The organism is Roseateles agri, from assembly GCF_034043675.1.
Lineage (GTDB): Bacteria > Pseudomonadota > Gammaproteobacteria > Burkholderiales > Burkholderiaceae_C > KK5.
Genome location: NZ_JAXCLA010000004.1, coordinates 91,606 through 116,588 on the forward strand (window position 1 = coordinate 91,606; position 24,983 = coordinate 116,588).

20 protein-coding genes and 1 tRNA gene are annotated in these 24,983 nt (G+C 67.8%); 6 read left to right on the top strand and 15 right to left on the bottom strand.

The window, feature by feature from the left end:
• Window positions 1-216 precede the first annotated feature (216 nt).
• On the top strand, window positions 217-945 hold the full coding sequence (locus tag SNE35_RS12445; RefSeq protein ID WP_320423234.1) for a PEPxxWA-CTERM sorting domain-containing protein: 729 nt from the start codon (window positions 217-219) through the stop codon (window positions 943-945).
• A 23-nt stretch (window positions 946-968) separates the two neighbouring features.
• Here SNE35_RS12445 and SNE35_RS12450 read toward each other — a convergent pair whose 3' ends face one another.
• A complete protein-coding gene (locus SNE35_RS12450) occupies window positions 969-1,862 on the bottom strand; it encodes an alpha/beta hydrolase (RefSeq protein WP_320423235.1) in 894 nt (297 codons plus the stop codon).
• Window positions 1,863-1,969: 107 nt separating this feature from the next.
• On the opposite strand from SNE35_RS12450, the gene SNE35_RS12455 reads away from it, so the two are divergent.
• Window positions 1,970-2,045, top strand: a tRNA-Ala gene (locus SNE35_RS12455).
• A 120-nt stretch (window positions 2,046-2,165) separates the two neighbouring features.
• Entirely contained in the window at window positions 2,166-2,549 is a 384-nt protein-coding gene (locus tag SNE35_RS12460; RefSeq protein WP_320423236.1) for a YXWGXW repeat-containing protein, read from the top strand.
• Between the two features lie 116 nt (window positions 2,550-2,665).
• On the opposite strand, the gene SNE35_RS12465 is transcribed toward SNE35_RS12460, so the two are convergent.
• The 3 genes from SNE35_RS12465 to lgt form a co-directional block, all read right to left on the bottom strand.
• Window positions 2,666-4,915 (bottom strand): phosphocholine-specific phospholipase C, encoded by a 2,250-nt coding sequence (locus tag SNE35_RS12465; protein WP_320423237.1) that lies wholly within the window; start codon window positions 4,913-4,915, stop codon window positions 2,666-2,668.
• Between the two features lie 37 nt (window positions 4,916-4,952).
• Complete coding sequence (locus SNE35_RS12470) at window positions 4,953-5,519, bottom strand: PEP-CTERM sorting domain-containing protein (RefSeq protein ID WP_320423238.1); 567 nt, start codon at window positions 5,517-5,519, stop codon at window positions 4,953-4,955.
• Between the two features lie 311 nt (window positions 5,520-5,830).
• Window positions 5,831-6,631 carry a prolipoprotein diacylglyceryl transferase gene (lgt, locus tag SNE35_RS12475; protein ID WP_320423239.1) on the bottom strand — a complete coding sequence of 267 codons (801 nt, stop codon included), beginning with the start codon at window positions 6,629-6,631 and terminating at the stop codon, window positions 5,831-5,833.
• Between the two features lie 160 nt (window positions 6,632-6,791).
• Here lgt and SNE35_RS12480 point away from each other — a divergent pair, with 160 nt between their 5' ends.
• Together SNE35_RS12480 and SNE35_RS12485 are read left to right on the top strand one after the other, a co-directional pair.
• Window positions 6,792-8,657, top strand: a complete 1,866-nt coding sequence (locus SNE35_RS12480; RefSeq protein ID WP_320423240.1) for a putative bifunctional diguanylate cyclase/phosphodiesterase — start codon at window positions 6,792-6,794, stop codon at window positions 8,655-8,657.
• A 91-nt stretch (window positions 8,658-8,748) separates the two neighbouring features.
• Window positions 8,749-10,140 carry a methyl-accepting chemotaxis protein gene (locus SNE35_RS12485; RefSeq protein WP_320423241.1) on the top strand — a complete coding sequence of 464 codons (1,392 nt, stop codon included), beginning with the start codon at window positions 8,749-8,751 and terminating at the stop codon, window positions 10,138-10,140.
• 101 nt (window positions 10,141-10,241) lie between these two features.
• Here SNE35_RS12485 and SNE35_RS12490 read toward each other — a convergent pair whose 3' ends face one another.
• The 10 genes from SNE35_RS12490 to SNE35_RS12535 form a co-directional block, all read right to left on the bottom strand.
• On the bottom strand, window positions 10,242-11,396 hold the full coding sequence (locus SNE35_RS12490; protein ID WP_320423242.1) for an acetyl-CoA C-acetyltransferase: 1,155 nt from the start codon (window positions 11,394-11,396) through the stop codon (window positions 10,242-10,244).
• 23 nt (window positions 11,397-11,419) lie between these two features.
• On the bottom strand, window positions 11,420-12,838 hold the full coding sequence (locus SNE35_RS12495; RefSeq protein ID WP_320423243.1) for an L-fuculose kinase: 1,419 nt from the start codon (window positions 12,836-12,838) through the stop codon (window positions 11,420-11,422).
• A gap of 2 nt (window positions 12,839-12,840) precedes the next feature.
• A complete protein-coding gene (rhaM, locus tag SNE35_RS12500) occupies window positions 12,841-13,158 on the bottom strand; it encodes an L-rhamnose mutarotase (RefSeq protein ID WP_320423244.1) in 318 nt (105 codons plus the stop codon).
• Between the two features lie 3 nt (window positions 13,159-13,161).
• Window positions 13,162-15,414 (bottom strand): NADH:ubiquinone reductase (Na(+)-transporting) subunit F, encoded by a 2,253-nt coding sequence (gene nqrF, locus SNE35_RS12505; RefSeq protein ID WP_320423245.1) that lies wholly within the window; start codon window positions 15,412-15,414, stop codon window positions 13,162-13,164.
• The gene (locus SNE35_RS12510; RefSeq protein ID WP_320423246.1) at window positions 15,411-16,385 is read right to left on the bottom strand and encodes an ABC transporter permease; all 975 of its coding nucleotides are present in this window, start codon (window positions 16,383-16,385) and stop codon (window positions 15,411-15,413) included. Before SNE35_RS12510 ends, nqrF begins: the two co-directional genes overlap by 4 nt.
• The gene (locus SNE35_RS12515) at window positions 16,382-17,407 is read right to left on the bottom strand and encodes an ABC transporter permease (RefSeq protein ID WP_320423247.1); all 1,026 of its coding nucleotides are present in this window, start codon (window positions 17,405-17,407) and stop codon (window positions 16,382-16,384) included. The genes SNE35_RS12510 and SNE35_RS12515 overlap by 4 nt, the downstream gene beginning before the upstream one ends.
• On the bottom strand, window positions 17,404-18,993 hold the full coding sequence (locus SNE35_RS12520; protein WP_320423248.1) for a sugar ABC transporter ATP-binding protein: 1,590 nt from the start codon (window positions 18,991-18,993) through the stop codon (window positions 17,404-17,406). Before SNE35_RS12520 ends, SNE35_RS12515 begins: the two co-directional genes overlap by 4 nt.
• A 102-nt stretch (window positions 18,994-19,095) precedes the next feature.
• Window positions 19,096-20,091, bottom strand: a complete 996-nt coding sequence (gene rhaS / locus SNE35_RS12525) for a rhamnose ABC transporter substrate-binding protein (protein WP_320423830.1) — start codon at window positions 20,089-20,091, stop codon at window positions 19,096-19,098.
• Between the two features lie 69 nt (window positions 20,092-20,160).
• The gene (gene rhaI, locus SNE35_RS12530) at window positions 20,161-21,450 is read right to left on the bottom strand and encodes an L-rhamnose catabolism isomerase (RefSeq protein WP_320423249.1); all 1,290 of its coding nucleotides are present in this window, start codon (window positions 21,448-21,450) and stop codon (window positions 20,161-20,163) included.
• Window positions 21,451-21,481: 31 nt separating this feature from the next.
• On the bottom strand, window positions 21,482-23,593 hold the full coding sequence (locus SNE35_RS12535) for a bifunctional rhamnulose-1-phosphate aldolase/short-chain dehydrogenase (RefSeq protein ID WP_320423250.1): 2,112 nt from the start codon (window positions 23,591-23,593) through the stop codon (window positions 21,482-21,484).
• A 160-nt stretch (window positions 23,594-23,753) separates the two neighbouring features.
• On the opposite strand from SNE35_RS12535, the gene SNE35_RS12540 reads away from it, so the two are divergent.
• Window positions 23,754-24,698 (top strand): LysR substrate-binding domain-containing protein, encoded by a 945-nt coding sequence (locus SNE35_RS12540; RefSeq protein WP_320423251.1) that lies wholly within the window; start codon window positions 23,754-23,756, stop codon window positions 24,696-24,698.
• A 2-nt stretch (window positions 24,699-24,700) separates the two neighbouring features.
• On the opposite strand, the gene SNE35_RS12545 is transcribed toward SNE35_RS12540, so the two are convergent.
• Complete coding sequence (locus SNE35_RS12545; RefSeq protein ID WP_320423252.1) at window positions 24,701-24,952, bottom strand: hypothetical protein; 252 nt, start codon at window positions 24,950-24,952, stop codon at window positions 24,701-24,703.
• Window positions 24,953-24,983 lie beyond the last annotated feature (31 nt).

A 24,983-nucleotide genomic window follows, 5' to 3' on the forward strand; every position in this document is an offset into this window, starting at 1 on the left:
CGGCCCGAAATCCCGCAAGCCAGGCAAACCCTGGAGCCCCCTTGCCGACAAGTGGGGTCAGGTGTTAACCCTTCGTATCGCAATCACTCTCCCCGATCCACGGGGGCACCCGAGCCGTCTATTTCAATCGAGTGATAGCTTTGTAAAGCACCGGTCATGGCGTCGACAGGACGTCAACCATGGGCACATAACTTGACTACGACAGGGTTGCTCACCATGAGAAAAAATCGCATCGCCGCCGGCTCGCGCCGAGCCGGTCTACTCCTTGCCACTGCCGCAGCGGCGCTCTCCTTCTCGCAGGCGGCAAGTGCCGGGATCACCCCGGGCGACACGTTCACCTTTGCGATCGCCGGCTTCAACAGCGCTGGCACCGTCGGCTACATCCTGGGCAGCGGCTACAGCGCCGTCTTTGGTGAGACGACCACTTTCGCGGCCGCCGGATACAACGGCCAGGCCTACACGATCTCGTCGTATGAAGTCGTCGGCGCGACGACGACGACCGACTACTTCAAGATCTCCACGCCGACGAACTTCCTGACGACTTCCAAGGTCAACGGCACGACCATCACCGCACTGCAGTTCGACATCGGCGATGCCAACTCGGGTGTCGGTGTCGACACCGGTGCCGACCCCTTGGACTTCAGCAGCGCGGTCACCAGCTACACCGCGGCGGGCAACATCGTCTACGGCACGGCCAACACCAGCTTCACGCTGACTCCTGGCGTCACGCTGGGCAATGGCGGCCTGAGCTTCAGTGCGGCCGAGGGCGTCAACACGGGCACGTCAGCCATCACGAGCGTCGCCGTGCATGAGTTCAATTTCTCGATCTCTTACGCGACGCCCGCGGCCGCGGTTCCCGAGCCGGGAACCTGGGCTCTGCTGCTGGCCGGCCTCGGCGTGACCGGCAGCATCGCTCGCCGCAAGTCTCGCGCGTCGCGCAGCTGATCCGACGGCCTGCCGCCGCCCGCTCAGGGCGGCGCGCTCTGCAGGCCGCTGTACCAGCGCAAGCCCAGCAACTGGCGTGTCAGCGCGTGGCAGCGGCCTTGCGGATCGGCCAGGTCGTGCAGCACCGTGTAGTGGTTCGTGCCGGGCACTTCCTCGCAGACAGGAACGGCACGCCCGCCCCAGGCGTCGCGGATCGCACGGGTCTGGCGGCGGAACTCCTCGCTCTCGTCGGCACCCACCAGCGCATGAAAAGGCAGGTTCAGCGGCGGTGGCGGGAAGTGGATCGGGCTCAGCCGGCGGGCGCGCTCCGCGTCGAGCCGCAGGTCCTCGGCCAGGAAGCCGATCTGCGGCACCGGCTCCAGGTCGTGCACGCCGGAGATGGACATGGCACCTTTGACGAGTCCGCGCGGCAGGTCCCGGCCGACCGTCTTCCAGTCGCAGCACGACAGCATCGCCGTCAGATGCCCACCGGCCGAATGGCCCACCAGCACGATCCGGTTCGGATCGCCGCCGTGCTCGCGCGCATGGCGCCAGGCCCAGGCGATCGCCTGCGTCAGCTGCAGCGCGATGTGCTCGATGCCGACGCGCGGGCACAGCGCGTAGTTCGGCACCACCACCATCGCCCCCGCCTCGGTGAACACCGGCGCGACGAAGGAATGGTCCGACTTGTCCAGCACCCGCCACCAGCCGCCGTGGATGAAGACCAGCACCGGTGCGTCGGGCACGTCGGTCGGAAACACGTCCAGCGTCGACGCCGGATCGCCGTCCTCGGCATAGCGAATGTCCAGCTCGCAGCGCACGCCCTGCCGCACCAACGCCGAGGCTCGCGTCCAGCGCTCCAGCATCACCAGGCTGTCGGCGACGCGGGCGCGGTTGTTGTACTGGGCGTCCAGCCAATCGGGGTCGAAACGGTTCATCGGGGCGGTCCTTGGGAGCGGCAATCCTGTGACACCCGCCAGTGTGCCTTGACTCGGACTTCCCACTATCGAAACGCAAGGCCGGCCGTGTATAGTCAGCCTCCGTTGGGGGGGTAGCTCAGCTGGGAGAGCGTCGCGTTCGCAATGCGAAGGTCGGGAGTTCGATCCTCCTCCTCTCCACCACCAATACAGGCCTCAGAGGGAAACCTCTGGGGCTTTTGTCTGACAAGGCCTCACGGCGCCCTCCGACGACCGCTCCCCCACGCGCAGTCGTTGAATGATCTCCTCACGTTGGAGACTTCCATGCGCACAAAAATCGTTCTCTCTTCCTGCCTGATGGCCGCCGGCCTCGCCTTTGGCGGTGTTGTCATCGTTCCGACGGCTGCGATGGCCGCCACGGTGTGGGTTCAAACAGCGCCGCCCCCACTGCGCGAGGAGGCGGTTCCCGCGCCACGTCGCGGCTATGTCTGGACGCCCGGCTACTGGGCCTGGAACGGCCACAGCCACGTATGGCACAGCGGCGTGTGGGTAAAGGAGCGCCGCGGCTACGTCTACACCCAGCCGACCTGGGTGGAGCACGATGGCCGATGGGAATTCAGGCGCGGCGCCTGGGCGCGGGGCGATGCCGATCACGACGGCGTGCCCAACGGCGTCGACCGCCGACCGAACAATCCGAACCGCAACTGAAGTCGGGAAGCTCAGCCACAACGTGGCCGCATGCGGGAGTTGTGCGGAGCTACTCAACAAACGCCCGTACCGCTCCCGCGGCACAGGCGTTTTCGTTTGAGTAAGGACGTCCGCAATCAGCCGTTCACACGGAACTGATCACCGATCGCGACGCCCTGCATGGCGGGGTCGGTGATCGACGATGCACCGGTTTCCAGCCGGCCGGCGAAGCGGCGGATGAAGTCGGCCTGGCCGGTGACGCGCACGCTGAAGTCGTACCAGCCGCCGCTGCTGGCCAGCGGGCGGGTGATGACGGTCTCGCCGCGGGCGACGACCGACTGCGTGTCGGGCTTCGCGTCGAAATAGGCGTTGGCGCCGATCGAGAACGAGCATGGGCCCGTGCCGGTATTGGCGAGCTTGATCACCAGCTGGTTGGCGGCCTTGTCGTAGCTCAGCGTCACATCCGGGTTCGGCTGGGCGGCCGAGACGGCGCGGCGTGCGTTGCCGGTGAAGTGGCGATGGAAGCCGTTCGGGCCCAGCACCCACAGGTCATAGCTGCCGCTGGTCGCGGGCGTCCAGACATCGCTCAGTTCCTTGCCGGCCTCGACCGTGTAGCGGCGCGGCATGTCCGTCAGGCGCAGGCGGTCGTAGACGTGGAACACCACGGCGACGCTGCCGGTGTTGGTGAAGCGCAGGCCGACCTGCGTCGCGCCGAGCTGGGCCGCGGGGCGGACCGAGCTGGTGACGTGCATCTCGTACGGCAGCGCGCGCGAGGGCCGCACGCCGGCGTTCTGCACGGGCAGCACGGGCATCGGCGCGACCGGCGGCGTCGTCGTCTTCTTGAGCGTGCGGCTCAGCGCGTCGAGCTGGCTCGTGTCCGGCAGCGCGACGATGTCGGCGTTCGGCGTCGCGAAGTTGAAGCACGAGGTCAGGTCGCCGGAGACGGCGCGGCGCCACGGGCTGATGTTGGACTCGATCACGCCGAAACGCTTCTCGATGAAGCGCAGGGTCGAGGTGTGGTCGAACACCTGCGAGTTGACCCAGCCGCCCTTGCTCCAGGGCGAGATGATGTACATCGGCACGCGCGGGCCCATGCCCCAGGGACGATGCTTGTACGGATCCACGGCCGGGAAGCCGCCGTTGTCCTCGCCGAGGTAGTCGTCCGACACGTCGACCGTCGAGGCGCCGGCCATCGTCGCCAGCTTCGGGTCGGCGTTGTAGCTGGTGTAGGACGGCGGCGCTGGCGGCACCATGTGGTCGAAGAAGCCGTCGTTCTCGTCGAAGTTGACGATGAAGACGGTCTTGCTCCACACGTCCGGATTGGAGGTCAGCGCATCCAGCACCGAGGCGATGTAGGCCGCGCCCTGCGCCGGGCTCGATGCGCCCGGGTGCTCGGATTGCGACGAGTGCGGGCAGACCCAGACGACGCTGGCCAGCTTGTTGGCCATCACGTCGGCCTTCAGCATGTCGACGTCGCGCGTCTTCACGCCCTTCTCGTACAGCGCCTGCTGGCGCGGCGTGCGGGTGGGCGACACCGTCGGCACGCTCGCTGCGTTGGCATCGCGGAAGGCCTTGAAGCCGAGGATCGAATTCATGCCGTAGGGCTCGACCTCGTTGTTCTGGTATGTCTGCCAGGAGATGCCGGCGTCTTCCAGGCGCTCGCCGTAGGTCATCCAGGTGTAGCCGCTCTTGATCTTGCCGCCGGTCAAGGTGCCGCCGTAGCTGTTCTCGACGGCCGGGCCGTTGTAGATGCCCGGGATGGAGGGATCGTCACGGCCGTGGTTCGTGCCGGTCCACTGGAAGGTGCGGTTCGGCGCCGTGCCACCGAAGAACGAGCAGTGGTTCTGGTCGCAGATCGTGAAGGCGTTGGCGAGGGCGAACTGGAAGGGGATGTCCGCTTCCTTGTAGTACACCATCGACGCGTTGTTCTTGTACTGCGGCCAGTTGGACATGCGGCCGTGGTCCCAGCCGTCCTGCGTGTCCGGGTAGAGGTGGGGCGTGTCGGCCGTGCGCATCAGCGCGAAGTTGGCGAGCGTGTCGTTGTGCTGCACCGAGAGCAGCTTCGGGTTGGAACCCGTCGCCTTGTCGTTGCGCTGGTACCAGACGGTCTTGCCTTGCAGCAGGCCGGCCACGTCCGGCACCGGGATCGGGAAGCGATCCGCGAAGCCGCGCACGCCATTCATCGAACCGAAGTAGTGGTCGAAGCCGCGGTTCTCCATCATCAGCAGCACGATGTGCTCGACGTCCTGGATGGTGCCGGTGCGGTTGTTGGCCGGAATCTCCAGCGCGCGACGGATCGAGGCCGGGAAGGCGGAGAGCGCGGCGGTGCTGCCAGCCGTGGCGGCGACGGTGCGCAGGAAATTTCTTCTGCTGGGTGTGTTCGTCATGAGGGTTCTCTTTGTCTTGTGTTTGTTCTGAAGTCGATCAGACGCGCTGGCGACGGCGCGCCACCAAGCCGATCGCGCCGAGGCCGGCGAACATCAGTGCGTAGGTACCGGGTTCGGGCACGGCGGCCGCGAAGGTGAAGTCGTCCATCACGTAACCGGCTTGTGCGTTGCTCGAGACGACGACGGCGTCGACGAGGCCGCTGTAGCCGCTGGCCAGGAAGGACGGCGTGGCTCCGGTGTTGAGCGTCTGCGACGTGCCGACCAGCGCGCCGTTCAGGTAGAGCTGGAATGTGACGTTCACGTCGGTGAAGCCGGCGAACCACGCGCCCTGGAAGGTCATCGGCGTGTTGAAACCGATGCGCGTCTGCGCATCGGTCGATTCGAAGTCCGCGGTCACGCGGAAGTCGCCGGAGTGGGCGGTGAACGGTGCCTGCTCGAGGCCGAACACCGACCACGCGCCGGCCGACCAGTCGAGGCCACCGTAGTTGGCCGGCACCATGCCGTCGGCGCCGATATCGTCGAAGGTCAGCACGGTGGCCGAGGCGAACGGTGCAGCGGCTGCAAGCGTCATCGTCGCGAGGACGGTGCGAAATGCGAATGTCATGGGTTATGTTCCTAGATAGTTATTGATCGCTGATGGGCTCGTCGTGCAGCGCGAAGCATTCGGCGCAGGCCGTCGCGTTGCAGGGGTGGACCGTAGTCAGCGGGCGTGACTCGGACATGTCGCCGGAGGCGCGATCCATAGGCCGCTAGGCATACACGGGCGATGCGGCGGTCAGGTGGCGATCAGCGCGAATCCGCTACCGGAACGGCGCGATCCTCGTGCCCATCGGCACTGCGCTGCGACAGTTCAACAAGCCCCGCCGCAGCCGAGCATTGGGCGAATAGCGAAGTGGCTCGCGGCGCGCGATGCCCTCAGGACTCGAGCGCCGTCGAACGACGCGTGGAACGCCAGATCATGAACAGCCCGATCACGATGAACGGCACGCTGAGCCACTGGCCGACGGTGACCACCTGCCCTGCCTCGTAACTGGCCTGCGGCGTCTTGATGATTTCCAGGGCGAAGCGCGCGATGAAGACGAGCACGAGGAACAGCCCGGTCAATTGCCCGGGCGAGGCCCAGGTTTCACGCCGCCGCTGCCAGGCCCACAGCAGCAGCGCCGTGACCACGTAGCACAGGGCCTCGAACAACTGCACCGGATAGCGCGGCAGCGAATCCACCTGATCGAACACGACGCCCCAGGCACCGTCGGTGGGCCGGCCGACGATCTCGGAGTTCAGGAAGTTGGCGACCCGGATGATCGCGCCGCCGATGGCCGACGGAATCGCGATGGCATCGAGCAGTGTCAGGAACGGCAGCCCGGGTGCATAGCGCGGAGCCGCCAGGAACAGTGCCGCGATGAGCCCGATGGCGCCGCCGTGGCTGGCCATGCCGCCCTCCCAGACCGCCAGGACTTTCAGAGGATGCGACAGGTAGTAGCCGGGGTCGTAGAACAGGCAGTGCGTGAGCCGGGCCCCGACGATGGCGCCGATGAGCGCGTACATCATCAACGAGCCGACGTCGACGTCACCCCTTCCCAGCGCGCGGAGGAGCCGCTGGGTCAGCATCTGCCCCTGCAGAAAAGCGAGCATCCAGCACAGCCCGTACCAATGGACCGCAAGCGGACCGATGGAGAAGGCGATCGGGTCGAAGGACCAATGGAGGACGGGGTTCATGGCGTCCGCGATCTTAGGGCTCACGCATCCGGATGCCCGGCCAGGCATGTAGGCAACTTGCCTACGAGACTTTCGTGAATCGACGGCTGGCCGTGCCTCGGGCGGATCGGAAGAATCTGTCCCGACAAAGGGTCATGAAGACCCGGGAGAGACGTCCATCATGCACACCCACCTGACGCCGGGTCCCCGTTCCCATCGTCCGCGCTATGCCTGGCACTTCCTGCTGACCACCGCGTTGACGATCGTGATGCTGTGCGGCATGACCTTGTTCTATGGCTTTCGCGAGTTGCAGAACACCGCGCAGGATATGGCCGCAGCCGTCATGAAGACGGCCGAGGCGCAGAAGGGTCGGCGTGGGCCAGCCAGGGCCGACGTCCTGGCGCAGCAGGCGGTGGACGGATTCCGCGATGCCGAACTGGTCCGGGTCTGCGCAGCCGGGCAATGCGCGATTCGGCGGGCACCCGAAGGCCTGCACATGAGCGCGGGACTGCTCGACGACATCGGACTGACTTGCGGCACCAAGGCCGATCCGGCCAGCGGCGACCTGGCCACGGTCTGCATGGCCATTGACGATGTCGTGGAGGACATCTCTCGCGATGTCATCGTGCTGCTGGTCGCGCAGGCGGTGGGCTTCGGCATCTGGCTGGCCGCGAGCCGCCGCTTCAGCGCGCGCCGTCGTGTCTGGAACGCCCGCGTCGCGCTCGCTGCCACCACCGATCCGACCACCGGCCTGCTGAACCGTGTTTCGTTCCGGGAGGTCCTGGGCACGGTCGCAGCGCGTGGCGACGAGGCCTGGCTCGTGTCGGTCGGCATCGACGAGCTGAAGTCGATCAATCAGTTGCACGGTTCGCAGATCGGCGACCAGGTGATCCTGACCGTGGCCGAGCGGATCAAGGGCCTGAAAGGCACCCACACCCACGGCCGCCTCGGCGGCGACGAGTTCGCCTTCCTCGTGGACGGCTGCGGGCCGGCGGCGTTGGAGCGCGCCCTGTTCCAGCTGCGCGAGGCGATGAGCCCGCCGGTGCAATGCCAGGGCGTCGTCCTGAGCGTGACGGTCTGCGCCGGTGCCGTGCCGGTGGAGCACGGCGCCAAGGCTTCGGAGCTGAAGCGGCGGGCCAATGTGGCACTGCGGGCGGCGAAGAAGATCGGCGCCGACTCGCAATCGATCTTCAGCGAGGCCTACGACATCGAGCTGCGCAATACGCACCAGCTTCGCCTGGATCTGATGGCGGCCGTGGACAGAGAGCAGGTGGAACTGGTCTACCAGCCCATCGTCGACGCGCGCGGGCAGGTGGTGATGGCCGAGGCGCTCGCCCGCTGGCGCCATCCGACGCTGGGCGCCATCGCGCCGGACGTGTTCATCGCCGTTGCCGAATCCAGCGGCATGATCCACATGCTCGGCATCGCCCTGCTCAAGCGTGCCTGCGCCGACCTGCTGGCGGCGCGCAGCCGCGGCATGCCGCTCAGGCGCATCGCGGTCAACGTCTCGCCGGCCCAGCTGAACAACCCCGACCTCGCCCAGATCGTGATGTCGGTGGTCAGGGATGCCGGCCTGATGCCGGCCGACATCGAGCTGGAGCTGACCGAGTCGGCCGCGATGGCATCGCGCAACGACGCGACCCAGCAATTGCACGAACTGGCGGAAGCGGGCTTCGCCATCTCCATCGACGATTTCGGCACCGGCTACTCCTCGCTGAGCCGCCTGCAGACCCTGCCCATCGGCAAGCTGAAGATCGACCGATCCTTCGTGCAGGCCTGCGACCAGCGCTCGGGCGCGGTACTGCTGGAGGCCATGATGGATCTGTCGCGCCGGCTGGAGCTGTCCTGCGTGGCGGAAGGCGTGGAGACCGAGGCGCAGATGGCCTGGCTGCGCGACCGCGGCTGCCAGCTGTTCCAGGGCTACCTGATCGGCAAACCGATGCCGCTCGACCAGTTGGTGGGCCTCGGCTTTCGGATCCCTCTCGGCCGGCTGCCGCTGGACCCGTCCCCTGCCCCGCTGATCCACCAGGGCGTCCACAGCCTCTGAGTCCACAGGGTTTGCGAACTCAATTGGAGATGACATGAACACGAATGCTCAGCACCAGGGACCGCATCCCGAGCACCGGCCGGACGGCGTGATGATGCTGGTCCTGATCGCCTCCGCCCTCGCGGCGCTGGCCGTCGGGCAGCACTACGGCAGCACGGGCCTGGCGGCGATCGTCGCCGCGGTCCTGGTCGCCCTGCACATCCAGCTCGGGCGCGGCACCATCGAACTGCACTTCGGCGTCTTCGTGCTGCTCGGGCTGCTGCTTGTCTATCGGGACTGGCGCGTGATCGTGGGCGCCGCCGCGTTTTTCGCCGTCCACCATCTGGCGTTCGACCGGCTGCAGGCGGCCGGCATGGCCGTCTACTGCACGCCCGATCCCGACCTGCTCCGGGTGGTGATGCACGCGGCCTACGTCGTGCTGCAGACGGCCGCCGAGGTCGTGCTGGCCATCGGCCTGGAGCGCGCGGCGCGGGAGGCGGCCGAGCTGGTGGCCATGGTCCGTGCGGTCGACAACGACGATACGATCAACCTGTCGATCGAGCGCCTGCCGGCCACCACCGCCACGACCGGTGCCCTCCGGACGGTGATGAAGCGCATCGCCGGCTCCATCGATCATGTGGGCCAGGCCGCCGAGACGATCGCCACCGCGAGCTCGCAGATCGCCATGGGAAACGTCAACCTGAGCCACCGAACCGAGGAGCAGGCCAGCGCGCTGCAGGAAACCGCGGCCACGATGGATCAGCTGAGCACCACCGTGCAGAACACCGCGCAGAACGCCCGGCAGGCCAGCGACCTGGCCCACGCGGCGGCGGATGTCGCCGACCGGGGCCGGGCGGTGGTCGACCAGGTGGTCGAGACCATGCACGGCATCGACGATTCGAGCCGCAGGATCGGCGACATCATCGGCGTGATCGACGGCATCGCCTTCCAGACGAACATCCTGGCGCTCAATGCGGCCGTGGAATCGGCCCGCGCCGGCGAGATGGGGCGCGGCTTCGCGGTGGTCGCGGGCGAGGTCCGCGCCCTGGCCCAGCGTTCCGCCCAGGCGGCGAAGGAGATCAAGCAACTGATCGCCCGCAACGTCGAACAGGTGCAGGCCGGCGGCGAATTCGTCGGGCAGGCGGGCCTGACGATGGCGGACATCGTCAGCTCCATCAAGCGCGTGAACGCGATCGTCGGCGAAATCAGCGCCGCGACGTCCGAGCAGAGCGCGGGCATCCAGCAGGTCGGAATCGCGATCGGCCGCATGGACGAGGCGACCCAGCACAACGCCGCCCTGGTCGAAGAGAGCGCCGCGGCCACGGACAGCCTGAAGGCGCAGGCCCAGCGACTGATGCAGGCGATGTCCGTCTTCGAGACGAAAGAGACGATCGTCCCCACAAAAAAAGGAGCCCGGGACTCCCGCCCCGGGCTCGAATCCATCCTGGCGGATGGAGGAGACAATCGTTACGCACTACGTTTAGCAACTTCGATGCCAGGTTGAAATCTTCTGCCCCGGCGCGATGTCCTGCACTGTGCCGCCAAATGATTGCGGCTCGATGAAACAGGCTTATTCCGTAGGCCTGTCCCGATGGGGTCAGGTCTTCACAGCGCCTCGACGATGGTCACATTGGCCATGCCGCCGCCCTCGCACATGGTCTGCAAGCCGTAGCGGGCGCCGCGGCGGCGCAGTGCATGCACCAGGGTGGTCATCAGCTTGGTGCCCGATGCACCCAAGGGGTGACCCAGGGCGATCGCGCCGCCGTGCACGTTCAATCGTGCGGCATCCGCACCCGTCGCCTGCAGCCAGGCCAGCGGCACGCTGGCGAAGGCTTCGTTGACTTCGAACAGGTCGATGTCGCCGATGGCCATGCCGGCCCGCTGCAGCGCACGCTGGGTGGCGGGGATCGGCGTCTCCAGCATGATGACCGGGTCGCTGCCCATCACGCTCATGTGGTGGATGCGGGCCAGCGGCTTCACGCTCCCGCCCAGCGCCTTCAGGCCGCGCCCGTTGACGATCATCACGCCGCTGGCGCCGTCGCAGATCTGCGAGGCGTTGGCCGCGGTGATGACGCCGCCTTCCTGCAGCAGCTTGACGGCCGCGATGCTCTCGGGCGTGGCGTCGTAGCGGATGCCTTCATCGTTGTCGTGCCCGTCGATGGCCAGGATCTCCGCCTTGAACGCACCGGCCTGCGTGGCGGCGGCAGCCTTGCGGTGGCTCTCCAGCGCGAAGGCGTCCAGCGCCTCGCGGCCGAATCCGTACTTGCGCGCGATCATCTCAGCGCCCAGGAACTGGCTGAAGCGCACGCCGTCGTAGCGCTCCAGCACGGCCGGGCTCTGGTACCAGCCCATGCCGGCCTGCTCGGCCAGCGCGTTGGGGCTGCCCATCGGCACGCGGCTCATCGATTCGACGCCGGCGGCGATCACCACGTCCATCGTGCCGGACATCACCGCCTGCGCCGCGAAATGGATCGCCTGTTGCGAGGAGCCGCACTGCCGGTCGATCGAGGTGCCAGGCACCGATTCCGGCAGCTTTGAGGCCAGCACCGCATTGCGCGCGACATTGGTCGCCTGCTCGCCGACCTGGCTGACGCAGCCCATCAGCACGTCATCGATCGCGGCCGGGTCGGCGCCGCTGCGCGCGAGCAGTTCGTCGATCACCCGTGCCGCCAGGTCCACCGGATGCCAGCCGGCGAGGCGGCCCTTGCGCTTGCCGCCTGCGGTGCGCACCGCGGCGACGATGAAGGCTTCTTCCGACATCTGCGAATCTCCTGAGAGGGAACTCAGTTCATTGTGCTCGCGGCCCGCCAGGCCTGCGTGTGGGTTCGCAACGCGTCTTCCAGCGCGGGCGCGGCCCGTTCCAGCCGCTCGAGCTGCGCGCCGACGCCGGTCTGCTCGGTCCAGCGGGCCAGCATCCAGGCGCCGCGCGCCGTGCCTTCCAGCGCATCGGTGGACCGGTAGGCCGGCCGCGAGCCCAGCATGCCGGCGATGGCGAGACGGTATGCCGGGCTTTGCGCCATCGGGCCTTCGATGATCACCGGGCCGCCGGCGCCCTGCTGCTCCAGGTCGCCGACCAGCAAGGCGCTGAGGTCGGCGCAATAGAGCGCTGCCAGCGCCGGCCGCAGCGCGGCTGGCACGGCCTCCAGCCCGACCGGCTGGCCCTGCTTCAGCACCGTGCCCCGCCGGCCCATGAAAGGCCCGCCGCTGTCGGCGAAGGCCGGCAGGGCCATCCAGCCTTCGCGCAACACCTGCTCCAGCGCTTGCGCCGTCGCCAAGGCCGGATCGGCGTTGCCGCACAACGCGGCGAACTCGCGGCCGCCCATGAAGCGCGCGGTGGCGACCGCCCGGCCGTCGACCGCCACGTTGGCCAGCTCGTCGCGCTGCGGGGACAGGCGCGCGATGTCCGCGCCCGGCGCCATCACGATGCACCAGGTGCCGGTGGACACCACGGTGGCGTCCGGCATCGCCTGGAGATAGCGGGCCAGGCAGGCATTGCTGTCGTGCACGCCGGCCGTGACCTGCACCTCGGCATCGGCCGGCAGGCCCCAGGCGCGCAGCAGGGCCGGCCTCAGGGTTCCGATCGTTTCCCAGGCCTGGCGCAGCGGCGCGAAGGCGATGCCGCGGGCCTGCGCCCAATCGCTGTAGCGACGCTCGGCCGGCGCCCACAGGCCGGTGTGGCAGCCCAGCGAAGAAACCTCGCTGCAGGCCACGCCGCTGAGCCACCAGGCCCAGTACTGCGGATAGGGCAGCCAGCAGCGGATCTGCGCCGTCAGCTCCGGCCAGCGCCGCTGCACGTAGTCGATCTGGCGGCCGGCATTGAGGCCCTGCGGCAGGCGCGGCGTGCCGTGGTGGGCGAAGTTGGCGAGCGAGGCCTCGAAGGCGGCCGTGAGCTGGCCGTAGCCATCCCATTCATAGTCGATCGGCGGCAGGACCAGGCCCGTCTCGCCCAGCGCGCAGAAGGCCGCGCCATGCGTCGTGACGCTGATCTTCGACGGCACCCTACCCTGCAGCAGCCCCGGCGCGCTGCGCTCGATCCAGTCGGCCAGCGGCCCGGTGCCCAGCGCCGTGAAGCCGAAGGCCGCGGACGGCGCGGACTGGTTGGCACTCTTCGCGGAAGCCAGAACCTCGCCGGCGGCGTCGATCAGCACCAGCTTGGCATTGCTCTTCCCGATGTCGAGCACGAGCGTGAGGTCGTCGCGCATGCTCAGCTCAAGTGAAAGACGCAGGGCAAGGCCTCGACGCGGGGCGAGCCGTCGGCATTGCATTCCATGATGTCGCCCATGTAGGCCCACCAGCGCTGCATCACCGGATGCTGCGGCAGCGCGTCCATCGTGTGGCCATCCGCGCGGCGCAGCACGGCGAAGAGCACGTGGCTCTGCTCGTCGAGGTAGATGCTGTAGTCGCTGACGCCGCTGGCCTTCAGCAGGCCGGCCAGCTCGGGCCAGATCTCGTCGTGGCGGCGCTTGTACTCGGCGGCCTGGCCGGGGTTCAGGAACATCCGGAAGGCGATCTTCTCGCTCATGGTTCAGAACTCGTCATACGCAATCTGATGGGCCGGCACGCCAAGCGTGGTCAGCAGGCCGATGCAGGCCTCGATCATCTGCGGCGGGCCGCAGAGGTAGTACTCCAGCGCCGCCGGCCGCGGGTGGGTGTGCAGGTACTCGTCAAGCACCACCTCGTGGATGAAGCCGGTGTGGCCGGTCCAGTCATCGTCGGCCAGCGGCGCGGACAAGGCCGGATGGAAGGAGAAGTTCGGATGCTCGCGGCCGAGCTTCTCGAAATCTGCCTGGTAGAACAGTTCCTGCCGGGAGCGCGCGCCGTACCAGAAGCTGACCTTGCGGGCGGTCTTCTCGGTGTCGAACAGATGGCTCAGGTGCGCCCGCAGTGGCGCCATGCCCGCACCGCCACCGATGTAGACCATCTCGCGTTGCGTCGGCTTGATGTGGAAGTCGCCGAAGCTGCCGATGGCCGTCACCACGTCGCCCGGCTTCAGCGAGAAGACATAGCTCGACCCCACGCCGGGGCCGCAATCCTGGCCGGGCGGCGGCAAGGCGATGCGCACGTTGAAGCGCAGCAGGGTTCGCTCGGTCTGCTGGTTGCTGGCCAGCGAATAGTTGTTGCGGCGCCCGCCTTCGTGGTTGACCGCCACCCGATCGAACAGGTGCTGCGCACGCCAGGCCTGGGCGAAGGGCTCGGGAATGTCGAAGTCGGCGAAGCGGATTTCGCCGTAAGCCGGGATGTCCAGCTGCAGGTAGTCGCCCGGCGTGAAGCTGAAAGCCTCGCCGGCATTGGCCGGCTCCAGCACCAGTTCCTTGATGAAGGTCGCGACGCTGCGGTTGCTGACGACGCGCAGGTGCCAGGTCCGGCTCTCTCGGGCCTCGACCTTGCTCCCCTGCCCCGGATTGAGGTACAGGCTGCCGGCGCGCTCCTCGAGCGGATAGCGGGCGATGCCGCGGCACACCGGCGCGCGGGCGGGCGAGCCGTCCGCCAGGTTGAAGCGGCCGTTGTGCTTCGGGCATTCGATGATGCCGTCCTTCACCAGGCCGTCGGCCAGGTGGGTGTTGCCGTGGCTGCAGATGCCGTCCAGCGCATGCAGTCCGCCGTCCTCGGCGCGGACCAGCACGAAGGTCTTCTTGCCGTGGTCGAAGCGCAGCGCGTTGGCCGGCTTCAGCGCGGCGGCCGGGCAGGCGGCGACCCAGCCCGCGGCATCCGGCTCGGCATCGGAGCGGAGTCCGCCTTGGGCGCCCTCGCCCTTCGGCGCCGGCAGCGGGCGCTTCACCGAGTAGCCCGGCTCCGTCCTCTGGCGCAGCACGGCGGGAATGATCTCGCGCCAGGCCGACAGGATCGACGGGTACGGCGGCGGGCAGTCGTCCTTGATCAGCTCGTGCAGCCGCGGCAGCGCATGGAAGGGCACCAGCGGGAACATGTGGTGCTCCACGTGGTAGTTCATGTTCCAGTAGATAAAGCGGCTGAACGGGTTCATGTAGACCGTGCGGCAGTTCAGCCGGTGGTCGAGCACGTTCTCGGCCAGGCCTGCATGCTGGGTCGAGTTGTGGACGATCATCAGCCAGTTGCCGAACAGGTGCGGCACGATGATCAGGAAGATCGGCGCCCAGCTCTGCAGCAGCAGCGCGAGCAGCACGGCGGCGGCGTTCAGGGCCAGCACGATGCGGGCGTTGCGGTAGACCTTGTGGTGCTCCGTCTCGGGCACGAAGGTCAGCTCGGCCGGTGTCATCCGGCCCATCGCATGGTTGACCAGTCCCGGGAAGTAGCCGCGGTAGCCGCCGATATTGAACAGGCTCAGCAGGTGCTGGCCGATCACCGGCGGCCGGCTGACCTGGATCTCCGGATCGCGGCCGACGACGATCGTGTCGCTGTGGTGCCGCGTGTGGCTCCAGCGCCAGATCACCGACTCGCGCATCACCATGAAGGACGCGATCTCGTACAGCGCGTTGTTCATCCAGTCGGTCTTGAACGGCGTGCCGTGGCCGCATTCGTGCCAGCGCGAGTCGGAGGCCGTCGCGTAGAGCACCGCGTACAGCGCATAGACCGGCACGACCCACCAACTGCCCCACAGCGCGACGGTGGCCCAGCCGGTCAGGCCCAGCAGGGCGAACCACAGCAGCGTGTCGCGGATGGCCGGCCCGTCGCGGCGTTGCAGCAGCTCGCGCAGGCTCTCGCGCGGCACCGGGCTGCGATACCAGTCGGCCTCGGCCAGGCCCTTCTCGATCGCCAGCGTGGCGTTCGGTCCGGTCAGCGAATAGTCGAATGCACTCATGACGAAGCGAGGATGACTTTGCGCCGCATCTTCAGCAGCCGCGGCAGCACCATCGAGACGATCAGCAGCGCGCCGATGATCATCGACATGACGATGCCGGACACGTTCAGCATGCCCAGCGCGAAGGTGAAACTGCCCAGCAGCACGGCCGCCAGCACGGTGCCGATGATGCTGCCGCGGCCGCCCTCGATGGCCACGCCGCCGAGGATCACGATGGTCACCGCGTCGAGCTCCCAGCCCATCGCCAGGTTCGGCCGGGTGCTGCCGATGCGGCCGGTCAGCAGCACGGCGGCCAGCGCGGCCATCACGCCGGCGAACACGAACAGGCCCCAGCGGTAGCGGTCCACACCGATGCCGGAGAAGCGCGAGGCCACCGGGTTCGCGCCGATCGCGTAGATGCGGCGGCCGTGCACCGTGCGGTGCAGGAACAGGCCGACGGCCAGCGCCATCACGCCCATCACCGCGAACTCGATCGGCACGATCAGTGCCGGCCAGCCGATCAGGTCGCCCAGGTAGCCATTGCCCCAGGTGCTCAGCGGCTCGCCGTAGCCGGTGATCGCCTGGTCGCCCAGCAGCACCAGGGCGAGGCCCCGGTACAGCGACAAGGTGCCGATGGTGACGACGATCGAAGGTAGGCGCCAGCGCGTGACCAGCCAGCCGTTCAACGCGCCGCAGGCGATGCCGGTGGCAAACGCGGCGGCCAACATCAGCGGCAGGCCGCAGCCGGCCTTCATCGCCATGCCCATGGCGAGGGAACACAGGGCCATCGTCGCGGCGATCGACAGGTCGATGTCGCCGGCGATCACGAGCATGGCCATGGCCAGCGCGATGATCGCCTTCTCGGACATATTGGTCGTGCTGTCGGCGATGGCGAACGGCGACAGGAAGCCGTCGATCGACGCGCCGAACACGAGGTAGACCGCGACGATCAAACCGACCAGCACGCGTTCCCACGAACCCAGGGCCTTCATGCCGCCACCTCCTGCAGGTTCGCCGGGCGGCTCTTCGCGCCACTGCCATGCTCCAGGATTTGCCGCCCTGCCTGCCGCTGCGAGCGCGCATTGACGACCACCGACACCAGGATCACGAAGCCCGCGATCGCCTGCTGCCAGAAGGGCGAGACATGGATCACCGGCAGCGCCGAATTGATCACGCCGATGAAGAGCACACCCAGCAACGCGCCGCTGGCCGTGCCCACGCCGCCGCCGATGCTGATGCCGCCGATCACGCAGGCGGCGATCACCGTCAGCTCGTAGCCGGAGGCCAGTTCCGGGAAGGCGATCGAATAGCGCCCCACCCAGAGCAGCCCGCCCAGCCCCGCCAGCGCGCCGGACAGGGTGTAGGCCATCATCAGCCGGCGCTTGACCGGGATGCCGGCATAGAGCGCGGCCGAGGGGTTGCCGCCGTAGGCATACAGCTCGCGCCCTTCGCGCCGCCAGCGCAGCAGCCAGACGGTCAGCACGAACACCAGCGCGGCGAACCACAGCAGCACCGGCAGGCCCAGCAGGGTCTCGCGCGGCAGGCCCTTGATCAACGGATGGATGTCCTGGTCATTGACCCAGGTGCCGCGGCTGGCCACGAAGATCGAGCCGCGGTACAGCGACATCGTGCCGAGGGTGACGACGATGGACGGCAGGTCGAAGCGCGTGATCAGCCAGCCGTTGAAGGCGCCGAGCAGCGCCCCCGCGACGACGGCGATCGCCAGCAGCACCGGCACGCTGATGCCCGGCCAGGCCTTGCCTGCCAGCGCGCAGAACATGCCCGTCAGCGCCAGGTTCGCGGCCACCGACAGGTCGACGCCGCGCGTTAGCAGCACGGCCATCTGGCCCAGCACGAGGATCAGCAGGATGGCCGAATCGTTGGCCGTGTCCAGCGCGTTGCGCCAGCTCAGGAACAGCGGCGCCCGCGCGCCGACGCCCAGCGAGATCACGGCGATGATCGCCAGCAGGATCCACTCGCGTCGTATTTGTTGTTTCTTCTTCGGCGTGCTCATGCAGCCCACTCCTTTGCTGGCATCGGCGTAGCGGCAGCGGGTGCGGACTCGGTCAGCACCAGGCCCGAGGCCGCCGCCACCACCGCATCGGCGCTCGCCTCGCCCTGCTTGAACTCCCGCACCTGCAGGCCGCGCCGCATCACGATCACGCGGTGCGCCAGGTGCATCACCTCGGGCAGTTCGGACGACACGAGGATCACCGCCAGGCCGTGCTCGACCATCTCGGCGATCAACTGGTAGACGGCCTGCTTGGCGCCGACGTCGATGCCCTTGGTCGGCTCGTCGAGGATCACGATGCGCGGGTTCAGGCCCAGCCACTTCGCGATCACGACCTTCTGCTGGTTGCCGCCGGACAGCGAGGACAGCGGCGTGTCGGCCGACTCGGTGCGGATGGACAGGCGCTTGATCATGCCCTCGGCAAAGGCCTTCTCGCGCAGGCCCGAGAGCCAGCTGCCGCGCGACATGTGGCCGTGCATGCCGTGGCGCGGGCCGGCCAGCGCCGCCAGGCTCATGTTGTGGCCGACCGAGAACGGCAGGATGCCGCCTTGGCGCTGGCGTTCCTCGGGCACGTAGGACAGGCCCGCGGCGATCGCATCGGCGGGCTCGCGGATGTCGATGGCCTTGCCTTCGATCAGCACCTCGCCGCGCGCCTCGGGGTTCAGGCCCATCAGTGCGAGCATCGCCTCGCTGCGGCCGGCGCCGACCAGGCCGTAGAAGCCGAGGATCTCGCCGCGGCGTAATTCGAAGTTCAGGTCGTGGAACTCGGTCGGATGGCTCAGGGTCTTGACCTGCAGCACCGTCTCGCCCGGCGTGGACTTGACCTCCGGATAGATCTGCTCGATCGCCCGGCCGGCCATCAGCCGCACCAGGCCCGGCTCGTCGGCCTCGGCCATCAGGCCCGCGCCGACGGAGGCGCCATCGCGCAGCACCACGTAGCGGTCGCACACGGCGAACAGCTCGTCGAACTTGTGCGTGATGAAGAGAATGGCCACGCCCTGGGCCTTGAGGCCGCGGACGATGCCGTAGAAATCGTGGATCTCGGCGTGCGACAGCGCGGCGGTCGGCTCGTCGAGGATCACCACCTTGGCCTGCTGCGACAGCGCCCGCGCGATCTCGATCAGGTGGCGCTGGGCCAGGCTCAGCTCGCGCACCGGCGTGGTCGACGCGAAACCGGCGCCGACCTCGTCCAGCACCTGCTGCGCCTCGCGGTTCATCCGCGCCCAGTCGATGACCTTGAAGCCCGGCAGGCCGCGCATCGGCTGGCGGCCGATGAAGATGTTCTCGGCGGCGGTGAGTTCCTCGAACATCACCGTTTCCTGGTGCACAGCGACGATGCCGGCGGCCTGCGCATCCTTGGCGCGGCCGAAGCGGCACAGCTCGCCGTTCATGCGGATCTCGCCCTCGTCGGGGCGGTGCACGCCGGTCAGTGTCTTGACCAGCGTCGACTTGCCCGCGCCGTTCTCGCCGATCAGGGCCAGCACCTGGCCGGGGATCAGGTCGATGTCGACGCCACGCAGCGCATGCGTGGGGCCGAAACGTTTGTGCAGGCCGCGCAAGGTCAGCAGCGGCTTCACGTCATTCAGCATGGAAATGCCCGATGAAATACGACCACGGAGTCACAGAGGCACGGAGAAACACAGAGATCTCCTATCTCTGTGTCTCCGCGTCTCTGTGGTCGTGTTTCAGCCTCAGAAGATCTTGGCGAACTTGTCCACGTTGGACTCGTTGTAGTCGAAGGGCTCGGCCATCGCGCCGGTCAGGTCAGCGTCGAGCGTGGTCGAGCCGACCTTGCCCAGGGCGATCTTCTCGCCGGCGACGCCCTTGGCCTTGCCCTTGATGAAGGCGCTGACGGCGTAGACCGAGGAGTAGCCCAGGTCGATCGGGTTCCAGATCGCGAAGGACTTGACCGCCTTGCTGTGCACGTGGCCCGCCATTTCCGAGGGCAGGCCCAGGCCGGTCACGAAGATCTGGCCGACCTTCTTCTCGTCCTGCACGGCCTTGGCGCTGGCGGCGATGCCGATGGTCGTCGGCGCGACGATGACCTTCAGGTTCGGGTAGCTCTTGAACAGGCCCTGCGCCTCGCGGTAGCTCTTGTCGATCTGGTCGTCACCGTAGACGACGGCGTCCAGCTTCAGGCCCTTGTGCTCGGGCTGGGCCATCACCTTCTTCATCACCGCGATCCACTCGTTCTGGTTGGTCGCCTGGGCGGTGGCGGAGAGCACGGCGATCTCGGCATTCTTGCCGCCGGCATCCTCGGCCATGCTCACCAGCTTCTGGCCGATCAGCTCGGTGCTGGAGGGCGCCAGGTGCATCAGGCGGCCTTCCTTCTTGACGCCGGAGTCGAAGGAGATGACCTTGATGCCGCGCGCCATCGCCTTCTTCAGCACCGGCACCAGTGCGTCCGGATCATTGGCCGAGATCACGATGGCCTTGACGTTCTGCGCGATCAGCGTGTTGATGATCTCGATCTGGCCTTCGGCCGTGGACTTGGCCGGGCCGGTGTAGATGATCTCGATCCCGCCGATTTCCTTGGCCGCATCCTCGGCGCCCTGGTGCACGGCATCGAAGAAGCCGTTGCCCAGGCTCTTGACGACGACGGCGATCTTGTCGGCCGCGAAAGCCGGCTGGGCCAGCATCGTGATGCCCGCGAGTACGGTGCCCAACAGCAGGCTGCGTTTCTTCATCATGGTCTTCGGTCTCCGGTTTTGATGTTGCGGGGCAGTTGTCCAGCGCCCCTCCTGGTACTGATCTGCTTAGACGATGCCTCCACCGCCGCCCTGCACGGCCGGCCGCTCCTGCGCGGCCTGCTGGCGGTAGCCGCTGGCCCGGTAGCAGGCCACCGGGTCGACCGCGCCACCGGCGTCCTGGCGCACGCGCTGCAAGAGCGGCGTTACGTCGGTCTGGAAGGCGGTCTTCAGCAGTTGCGAGGCGGTCATCGCGTCGTTGGCTTCCTGCGCCGCGTCGAGCGCCGCGCGGTCCACCAGCAGGGCTTGCGCGTAGGTGCGCAGGACCTGCGCAGCGCTGGTCATCAGGCTTTCAATCGGATCGGTGACGTTGTGGCTCTGGTCCAGCATGTAGGCCGGCTGGAAGCCCTGGACGTTCTCGTGCGCCGCGGCCACCAGTTCGTTGAAGACCAGAAACAGCCGGTACGGCGAGACGCTGCCGGCATCGAGGTCGTCGTCCCCGTACTTGCTGTCGTTGAAGTGGAAGCCCGCGAGCTTGCCGGCGGCGATCAGCCGGGCCACGATCATCTCGATGTTGACGTTGGGCGCATGGTGGCCGAGGTCGACCAGGCACTGCGCCTGCGGGCCCAGCGCGGTGGCGGCGAGGTAGCTGCTGCCCCAGTCCTGGATGACCGTGCTGTAGAAGGCCGGCTCGGCGATCTTGTGCTCCAGGAACATGCGCCAGTCGCCCGGCAGCGCGGCGTAGATCTGGCGCGAGCTGTCGAGGTAGCGGTCGAAGGCGCGGCGGAAGTGGCTCTGCCCGGGGAAGTTGCTGCCGTCGCCGACCCAGACGGTCAGCGCCTTGGAGCCGATCTTCTTGCCGATCTCGATGCACTCGATGTTGTGTTCGACCGCCTGCGCGCGCGTCGCGGCGTCGGTGTGCGACAGGCTGCCGAACTTGTAGCTCAGCGCCTGGCCCTTCGCATCCGAGAAGGTGTTGGAGTTCATCGCATCGAAGCTCAGGCCCTGCGCGGCAGCGGCCTGGCGCAGCTCGGACCAGTCGCTGCACTTGTCCCAGGGGATGTGCAGCGAGACGGTGGGCGTGGCGCGGGCGAGCTGCTGGATCACGCCGCAGTCCTCGATCTTGTCGAACACATGGCGCGGCTCGCCGCTGCCGGGGAAGCGCGCGAAGCGCGTGCCGCCGGTGCCCACGCCCCAGCTCGGGATCGCGACGCCGAAGGCCGCCACCTGCTCGCGCACCTTGTCGATATCCACGCCGCGGCGGGTGAGCTGCCAGCCCAGCGCCTCGTAGTCCTGGTGGACCTGGCGCTGAAACTTCTCGTTATGGGCGGCGATGTGTTCCTGGATGATGCGTGCCATCGTTGTCTCCTCTGGCGCTGTTTGTTCTGTTCTATCGGGTGAAGGCGGCGAGGTTACCTGCGTCCACGTTCAGTATGTTGCCGGTGCTCTTGGCGCTGAGGTGTTCGGCCGCGAAGAAGTAGCTGGCCTCGGCGATGTCCTCGGGGAACACGCTGCGCTTGAGCATCGAGCGCTCGCGGTAGAAGGCTTCGAGGTCGCCCTCGTCGATCTTGTTGGCGGCGGCGCGTTCCTCACTCCACTTGCCGGTCCAGATCTTGGAGCCGCGGATCACCGCGTCGGGGTTCACCACATTGCTGCGGATGCCCAGCGGGGCGCCTTCCAGCGCGAAGCTGCGTGACAGCTGGATCTCGGCCGCCTTGGCCGCGCAGTAGGCGGTGGCCTGGTTGCTGGCCACCATGCCGTTCTTGCTGGCGATCATCACGATGGAGCCGCCCGTGCCCTGCGCCTTCATCTGGCGGAAGCCTTCGCGGCCGACCAGGAAGTAGCCGGTGGCGAGGATGCTCTGGTTGCGGTTCCACAGTTCCAGCGTGGTGTCTTCCAGCGGCGCGGCGGAGGCGATGCCGGCATTGCTGACGAGGATGTCCACGCCGCCAAATTCCAGCGCGGCCTTGTCGAAAGCGGCGATCACGCTGGCTTCCGAGGTCACGTCGCAGGCGACGCCGCGCACATGGTCCTTGCCGTGGGCCTTGGACAGCTCCGCGCCGACGCTGGCCAGCGCCTCGGCATCGATGTCGGCCAGCACCACGCAGCCGCCGTCGGCGAGGATGCGCTTGGCGATCGCCTGGCCGATGCCGCCGGCGCCGCCGGTCACCAGGGCCACCTTGCCGACCATGGGCTTGGGCTTGGGCATGCGCTGCAGCTTGGCCTCTTCGAGCAGCCAGTACTCGATGTCGAAGGCCTCCTGCTCGGGCAGGCCTACGTAGCGGTCCACCGCATCGGCGTCGCGCATCACGTTGATCGCGTTGACGTAGAACTCGCCGGCGATGCGCGCGGTGGCCTTGTCCTTGGCGATCGTCACCATGCCGATGCGCGGCAGCAGGATCACGACCGGGTTCGGGTCGCGCAGCGGCGGGCTGGTCGGGCGCTTGCAGCGCTCGTAGTAGGCGCTGTAGTCGGCGCGGTAGCCGGCCAGCAATTGCTTCAGGCCGTCGCGCAGCGCGGCGCCGCTCAGCGTGTAGACCGACTCCGGCACGATCAGCGGGCGGATCTTGGTGCGCAGGAAGTGGTCCGGGCAGGACGTGCCCAGCGCCGCCAGCGGTTCCAGTTGCTGCGAGTTGACGAACTCGACGACGGCCGGCGAGGTGTCCAGGTGCAGGAGCTTGGCCGCCCCGCCCTCGGCGCCGTCACTTGCCGATAAGCCGCGCAGCACCGGCATCAGCTTCGCCAGCGCTGCGTCGCGCTCGGCGTCGCTCAGCGATTGCAGCTTCGCGCCGCCGAACACCTGCAGCTTGCGCGAAACCCGCTGCTGTTCCAGCCAGGCCTGCGCCCGCTCGATCAGGTCCACCGTGTTCTCGTAGCAGCTCTTGGCCGTGTCGCCCCAGCTGAACAGGCCGTGGCCGCCCAGCACGATGCCGCGCAAGCCCGGGTGCGCCTCGTTGTACGCGGCCAGTTGCTGGCCCAGCTCGTAGCCCGGGCGCAGCCAGGGCATCCAGCCGACCGTGCCTTCGAACACCTGCTTTGTGATCGCCTCGGAGTTCTCCATCGCGGCGATGGCGATCACCGCATCCGGGTGCATGTGGTCGACGTGCGCATAGGGCAGCGACGAATGCAGCGGCGTGTCGATCGAGGCGGCGCGTGCGTTCAGGTTGAAGGTGCAGTGCGGCAGGTAGCCGACCATCTCGTCCTCGTGCTCGAGGCCGCGGTACAGCTTCTTCAGGGCGCGCAGCTTGTCCATGTAGAGCGTCGAGAAGCCGTCCAGCTTCATCGAACCGACGTCGCCGCCGGAGCCCTTGACCCACAGCACCTCGACCTGCTCGCCGCTCAGCGGATCGGTCTGGTGCAGCTTGGCGGAGGTGTTGCCGCCGCCGTAGTTGGTGATGCGCAGGTCCGAACCGAGCAGGTTCGAGCGATACAGCAGCAGGTTCGGTGCGTCGAGCGCGGCAGCGCGCGCGTCATCCCAGCGAGGGAAAGGCTTCTGAGTCATGTGATCGTGTCTCCTGCTTCGCAGCTTAGGCAGGCACGTTCATTAAGCCAATTGATGATTACTCATTGAGTCCATAAGCGTGAGCGTATAGAGTTGCAGCAATCCGCCCAATCGCTGGCAAGTCCTGGCCCTCGGCCGGGAAACACAAGGGAAAGTCCTGATGAGCCAGGCCACCGGCCCGCTGAACCTGCGCATGCTGCGCGTCTTCGAGGCCGTGGCCCAGCACGGCAGCTTCTCGCGCGCTGCCGAGGTGCTATCGATGAGCCAGCCGGCCGTCTCGCTGCAGATCCGGCAGCTGGAGACCGAGCTGGGCGTCACCCTGTTCACCGGCCCGCAGCGCAGCCGCCTGAGCGACGCCGGCCGCGAACTGCTGCAGCACGCCCGCATCATCGCGGCGCAGGTGCGCGCGGCCGAGGAGGCGCTGGGCGGTTACGCCGTCGAACCGGAGGGCGGCCGACGGGGCCAGCGCGGCCTGCTGCACCTGGGCGTTGTCTCCACCGCCCACTACTTCGCGCCGCGGCTGATGCATGCGTTCAACCAGCTGCATCCGGACGTACGGCTGAAGCTCACCGTGGCCAAGCGGGGCGAGGTACTGGCGATGCTGGGCGAGCATCAGCTCGACATCGCGATCAGCGGCTATCCGCCCTCGGAGAGCGACCTGGAGGCCACCAGCTTCGCTCGCCACCCGCACTGCATCGTCGCCCACCCGGACAACCCGCTGGCGGCACGCCAGCGCCTGCGCTGGGCCGACCTGCGCGACGAGCACTTCATCTTTCGCGAGCCGGGCTCGGCCACGCGCCAGTTCCTGGAGCAGTTGCTGCAGTCGCAGGCCATCCAGGTGCGCGCCGGGTTGGAGCTGGCCGGCAACGAGACGATCAAGCAGGCCGTGATGTGCGGCATGGGCATCAGCTTCCTGTCGGCCCACACCTTCCAGGTCGAGTTGCAGGCCGGGATGATGGTCGTGCTCGACGTGATCGACATGCCCAAGACGATCGACTGGTGCTTCGTCCAGCGCCGCGACACGGTGCTCAGCGGCGTGCCCGCCGCCTTCCGCGACTTCGTGATCGCGGAGGGTGCGCACTGGGCGGCGTGCCGGACGAGCTAAGGCTAGGGTTCTACAGCCAGCCGCGTCGTCACGCCGTAGACCGCATCGATGGCCGCATGGGCGGCCTCCTCCGCATTGGTCTCGGCCTCGGCCTGGGTGGCCCAGCCGCGCTCCATCGAGACCCAGGTGAACTTCTGCGCGTGGTCGGGCGGCACGGCGGCCGGGTCGCCCAGCAGGCGGAAGCGGCCGGTCCAGACGCCGCCGTCCTGCAGCGCCTCGACCACGTAGGCATGGTCCCGGTAGCAATGGCTCATGAGCTCTCTCCGCCTGTCGCTGATGAAAGCC

Bases quoted from the DNA above. Each gene is read 5' to 3' on its own strand.
- SNE35_RS12445 (WP_320423234.1), top strand. From the start codon at position 217: ATGAGAAAAAATCGCATCGCCGCCGGCTCGCGCCGAGCCGGTCTACTC.
- SNE35_RS12450 (WP_320423235.1), bottom strand. From the start codon at position 1,862: ATGAACCGTTTCGACCCCGATTGGCTGGACGCCCAGTACAACAACCGC.
- SNE35_RS12460 (WP_320423236.1), top strand. From the start codon at position 2,166: ATGCGCACAAAAATCGTTCTCTCTTCCTGCCTGATGGCCGCCGGCCTC.
- SNE35_RS12465 (WP_320423237.1), bottom strand. From the start codon at position 4,915: ATGACGAACACACCCAGCAGAAGAAATTTCCTGCGCACCGTCGCCGCC.
- SNE35_RS12470 (WP_320423238.1), bottom strand. From the start codon at position 5,519: ATGACATTCGCATTTCGCACCGTCCTCGCGACGATGACGCTTGCAGCC.
- lgt (WP_320423239.1), bottom strand. From the start codon at position 6,631: ATGAACCCCGTCCTCCATTGGTCCTTCGACCCGATCGCCTTCTCCATC.
- SNE35_RS12480 (WP_320423240.1), top strand. From the start codon at position 6,792: ATGCACACCCACCTGACGCCGGGTCCCCGTTCCCATCGTCCGCGCTAT.
- SNE35_RS12485 (WP_320423241.1), top strand. From the start codon at position 8,749: ATGATGCTGGTCCTGATCGCCTCCGCCCTCGCGGCGCTGGCCGTCGGG.
- SNE35_RS12490 (WP_320423242.1), bottom strand. From the start codon at position 11,396: ATGTCGGAAGAAGCCTTCATCGTCGCCGCGGTGCGCACCGCAGGCGGC.
- SNE35_RS12495 (WP_320423243.1), bottom strand. From the start codon at position 12,838: ATGCGCGACGACCTCACGCTCGTGCTCGACATCGGGAAGAGCAATGCC.
- rhaM (WP_320423244.1), bottom strand. From the start codon at position 13,158: ATGAGCGAGAAGATCGCCTTCCGGATGTTCCTGAACCCCGGCCAGGCC.
- nqrF (WP_320423245.1), bottom strand. From the start codon at position 15,414: ATGAGTGCATTCGACTATTCGCTGACCGGACCGAACGCCACGCTGGCG.
- SNE35_RS12510 (WP_320423246.1), bottom strand. From the start codon at position 16,385: ATGAAGGCCCTGGGTTCGTGGGAACGCGTGCTGGTCGGTTTGATCGTC.
- SNE35_RS12515 (WP_320423247.1), bottom strand. From the start codon at position 17,407: ATGAGCACGCCGAAGAAGAAACAACAAATACGACGCGAGTGGATCCTG.
- SNE35_RS12520 (WP_320423248.1), bottom strand. From the start codon at position 18,993: ATGCTGAATGACGTGAAGCCGCTGCTGACCTTGCGCGGCCTGCACAAA.
- rhaS (WP_320423830.1), bottom strand. From the start codon at position 20,091: ATGAAGAAACGCAGCCTGCTGTTGGGCACCGTACTCGCGGGCATCACG.
- rhaI (WP_320423249.1), bottom strand. From the start codon at position 21,450: ATGGCACGCATCATCCAGGAACACATCGCCGCCCATAACGAGAAGTTT.
- SNE35_RS12535 (WP_320423250.1), bottom strand. From the start codon at position 23,593: ATGACTCAGAAGCCTTTCCCTCGCTGGGATGACGCGCGCGCTGCCGCG.
- SNE35_RS12540 (WP_320423251.1), top strand. From the start codon at position 23,754: ATGAGCCAGGCCACCGGCCCGCTGAACCTGCGCATGCTGCGCGTCTTC.
- SNE35_RS12545 (WP_320423252.1), bottom strand. From the start codon at position 24,952: ATGAGCCATTGCTACCGGGACCATGCCTACGTGGTCGAGGCGCTGCAG.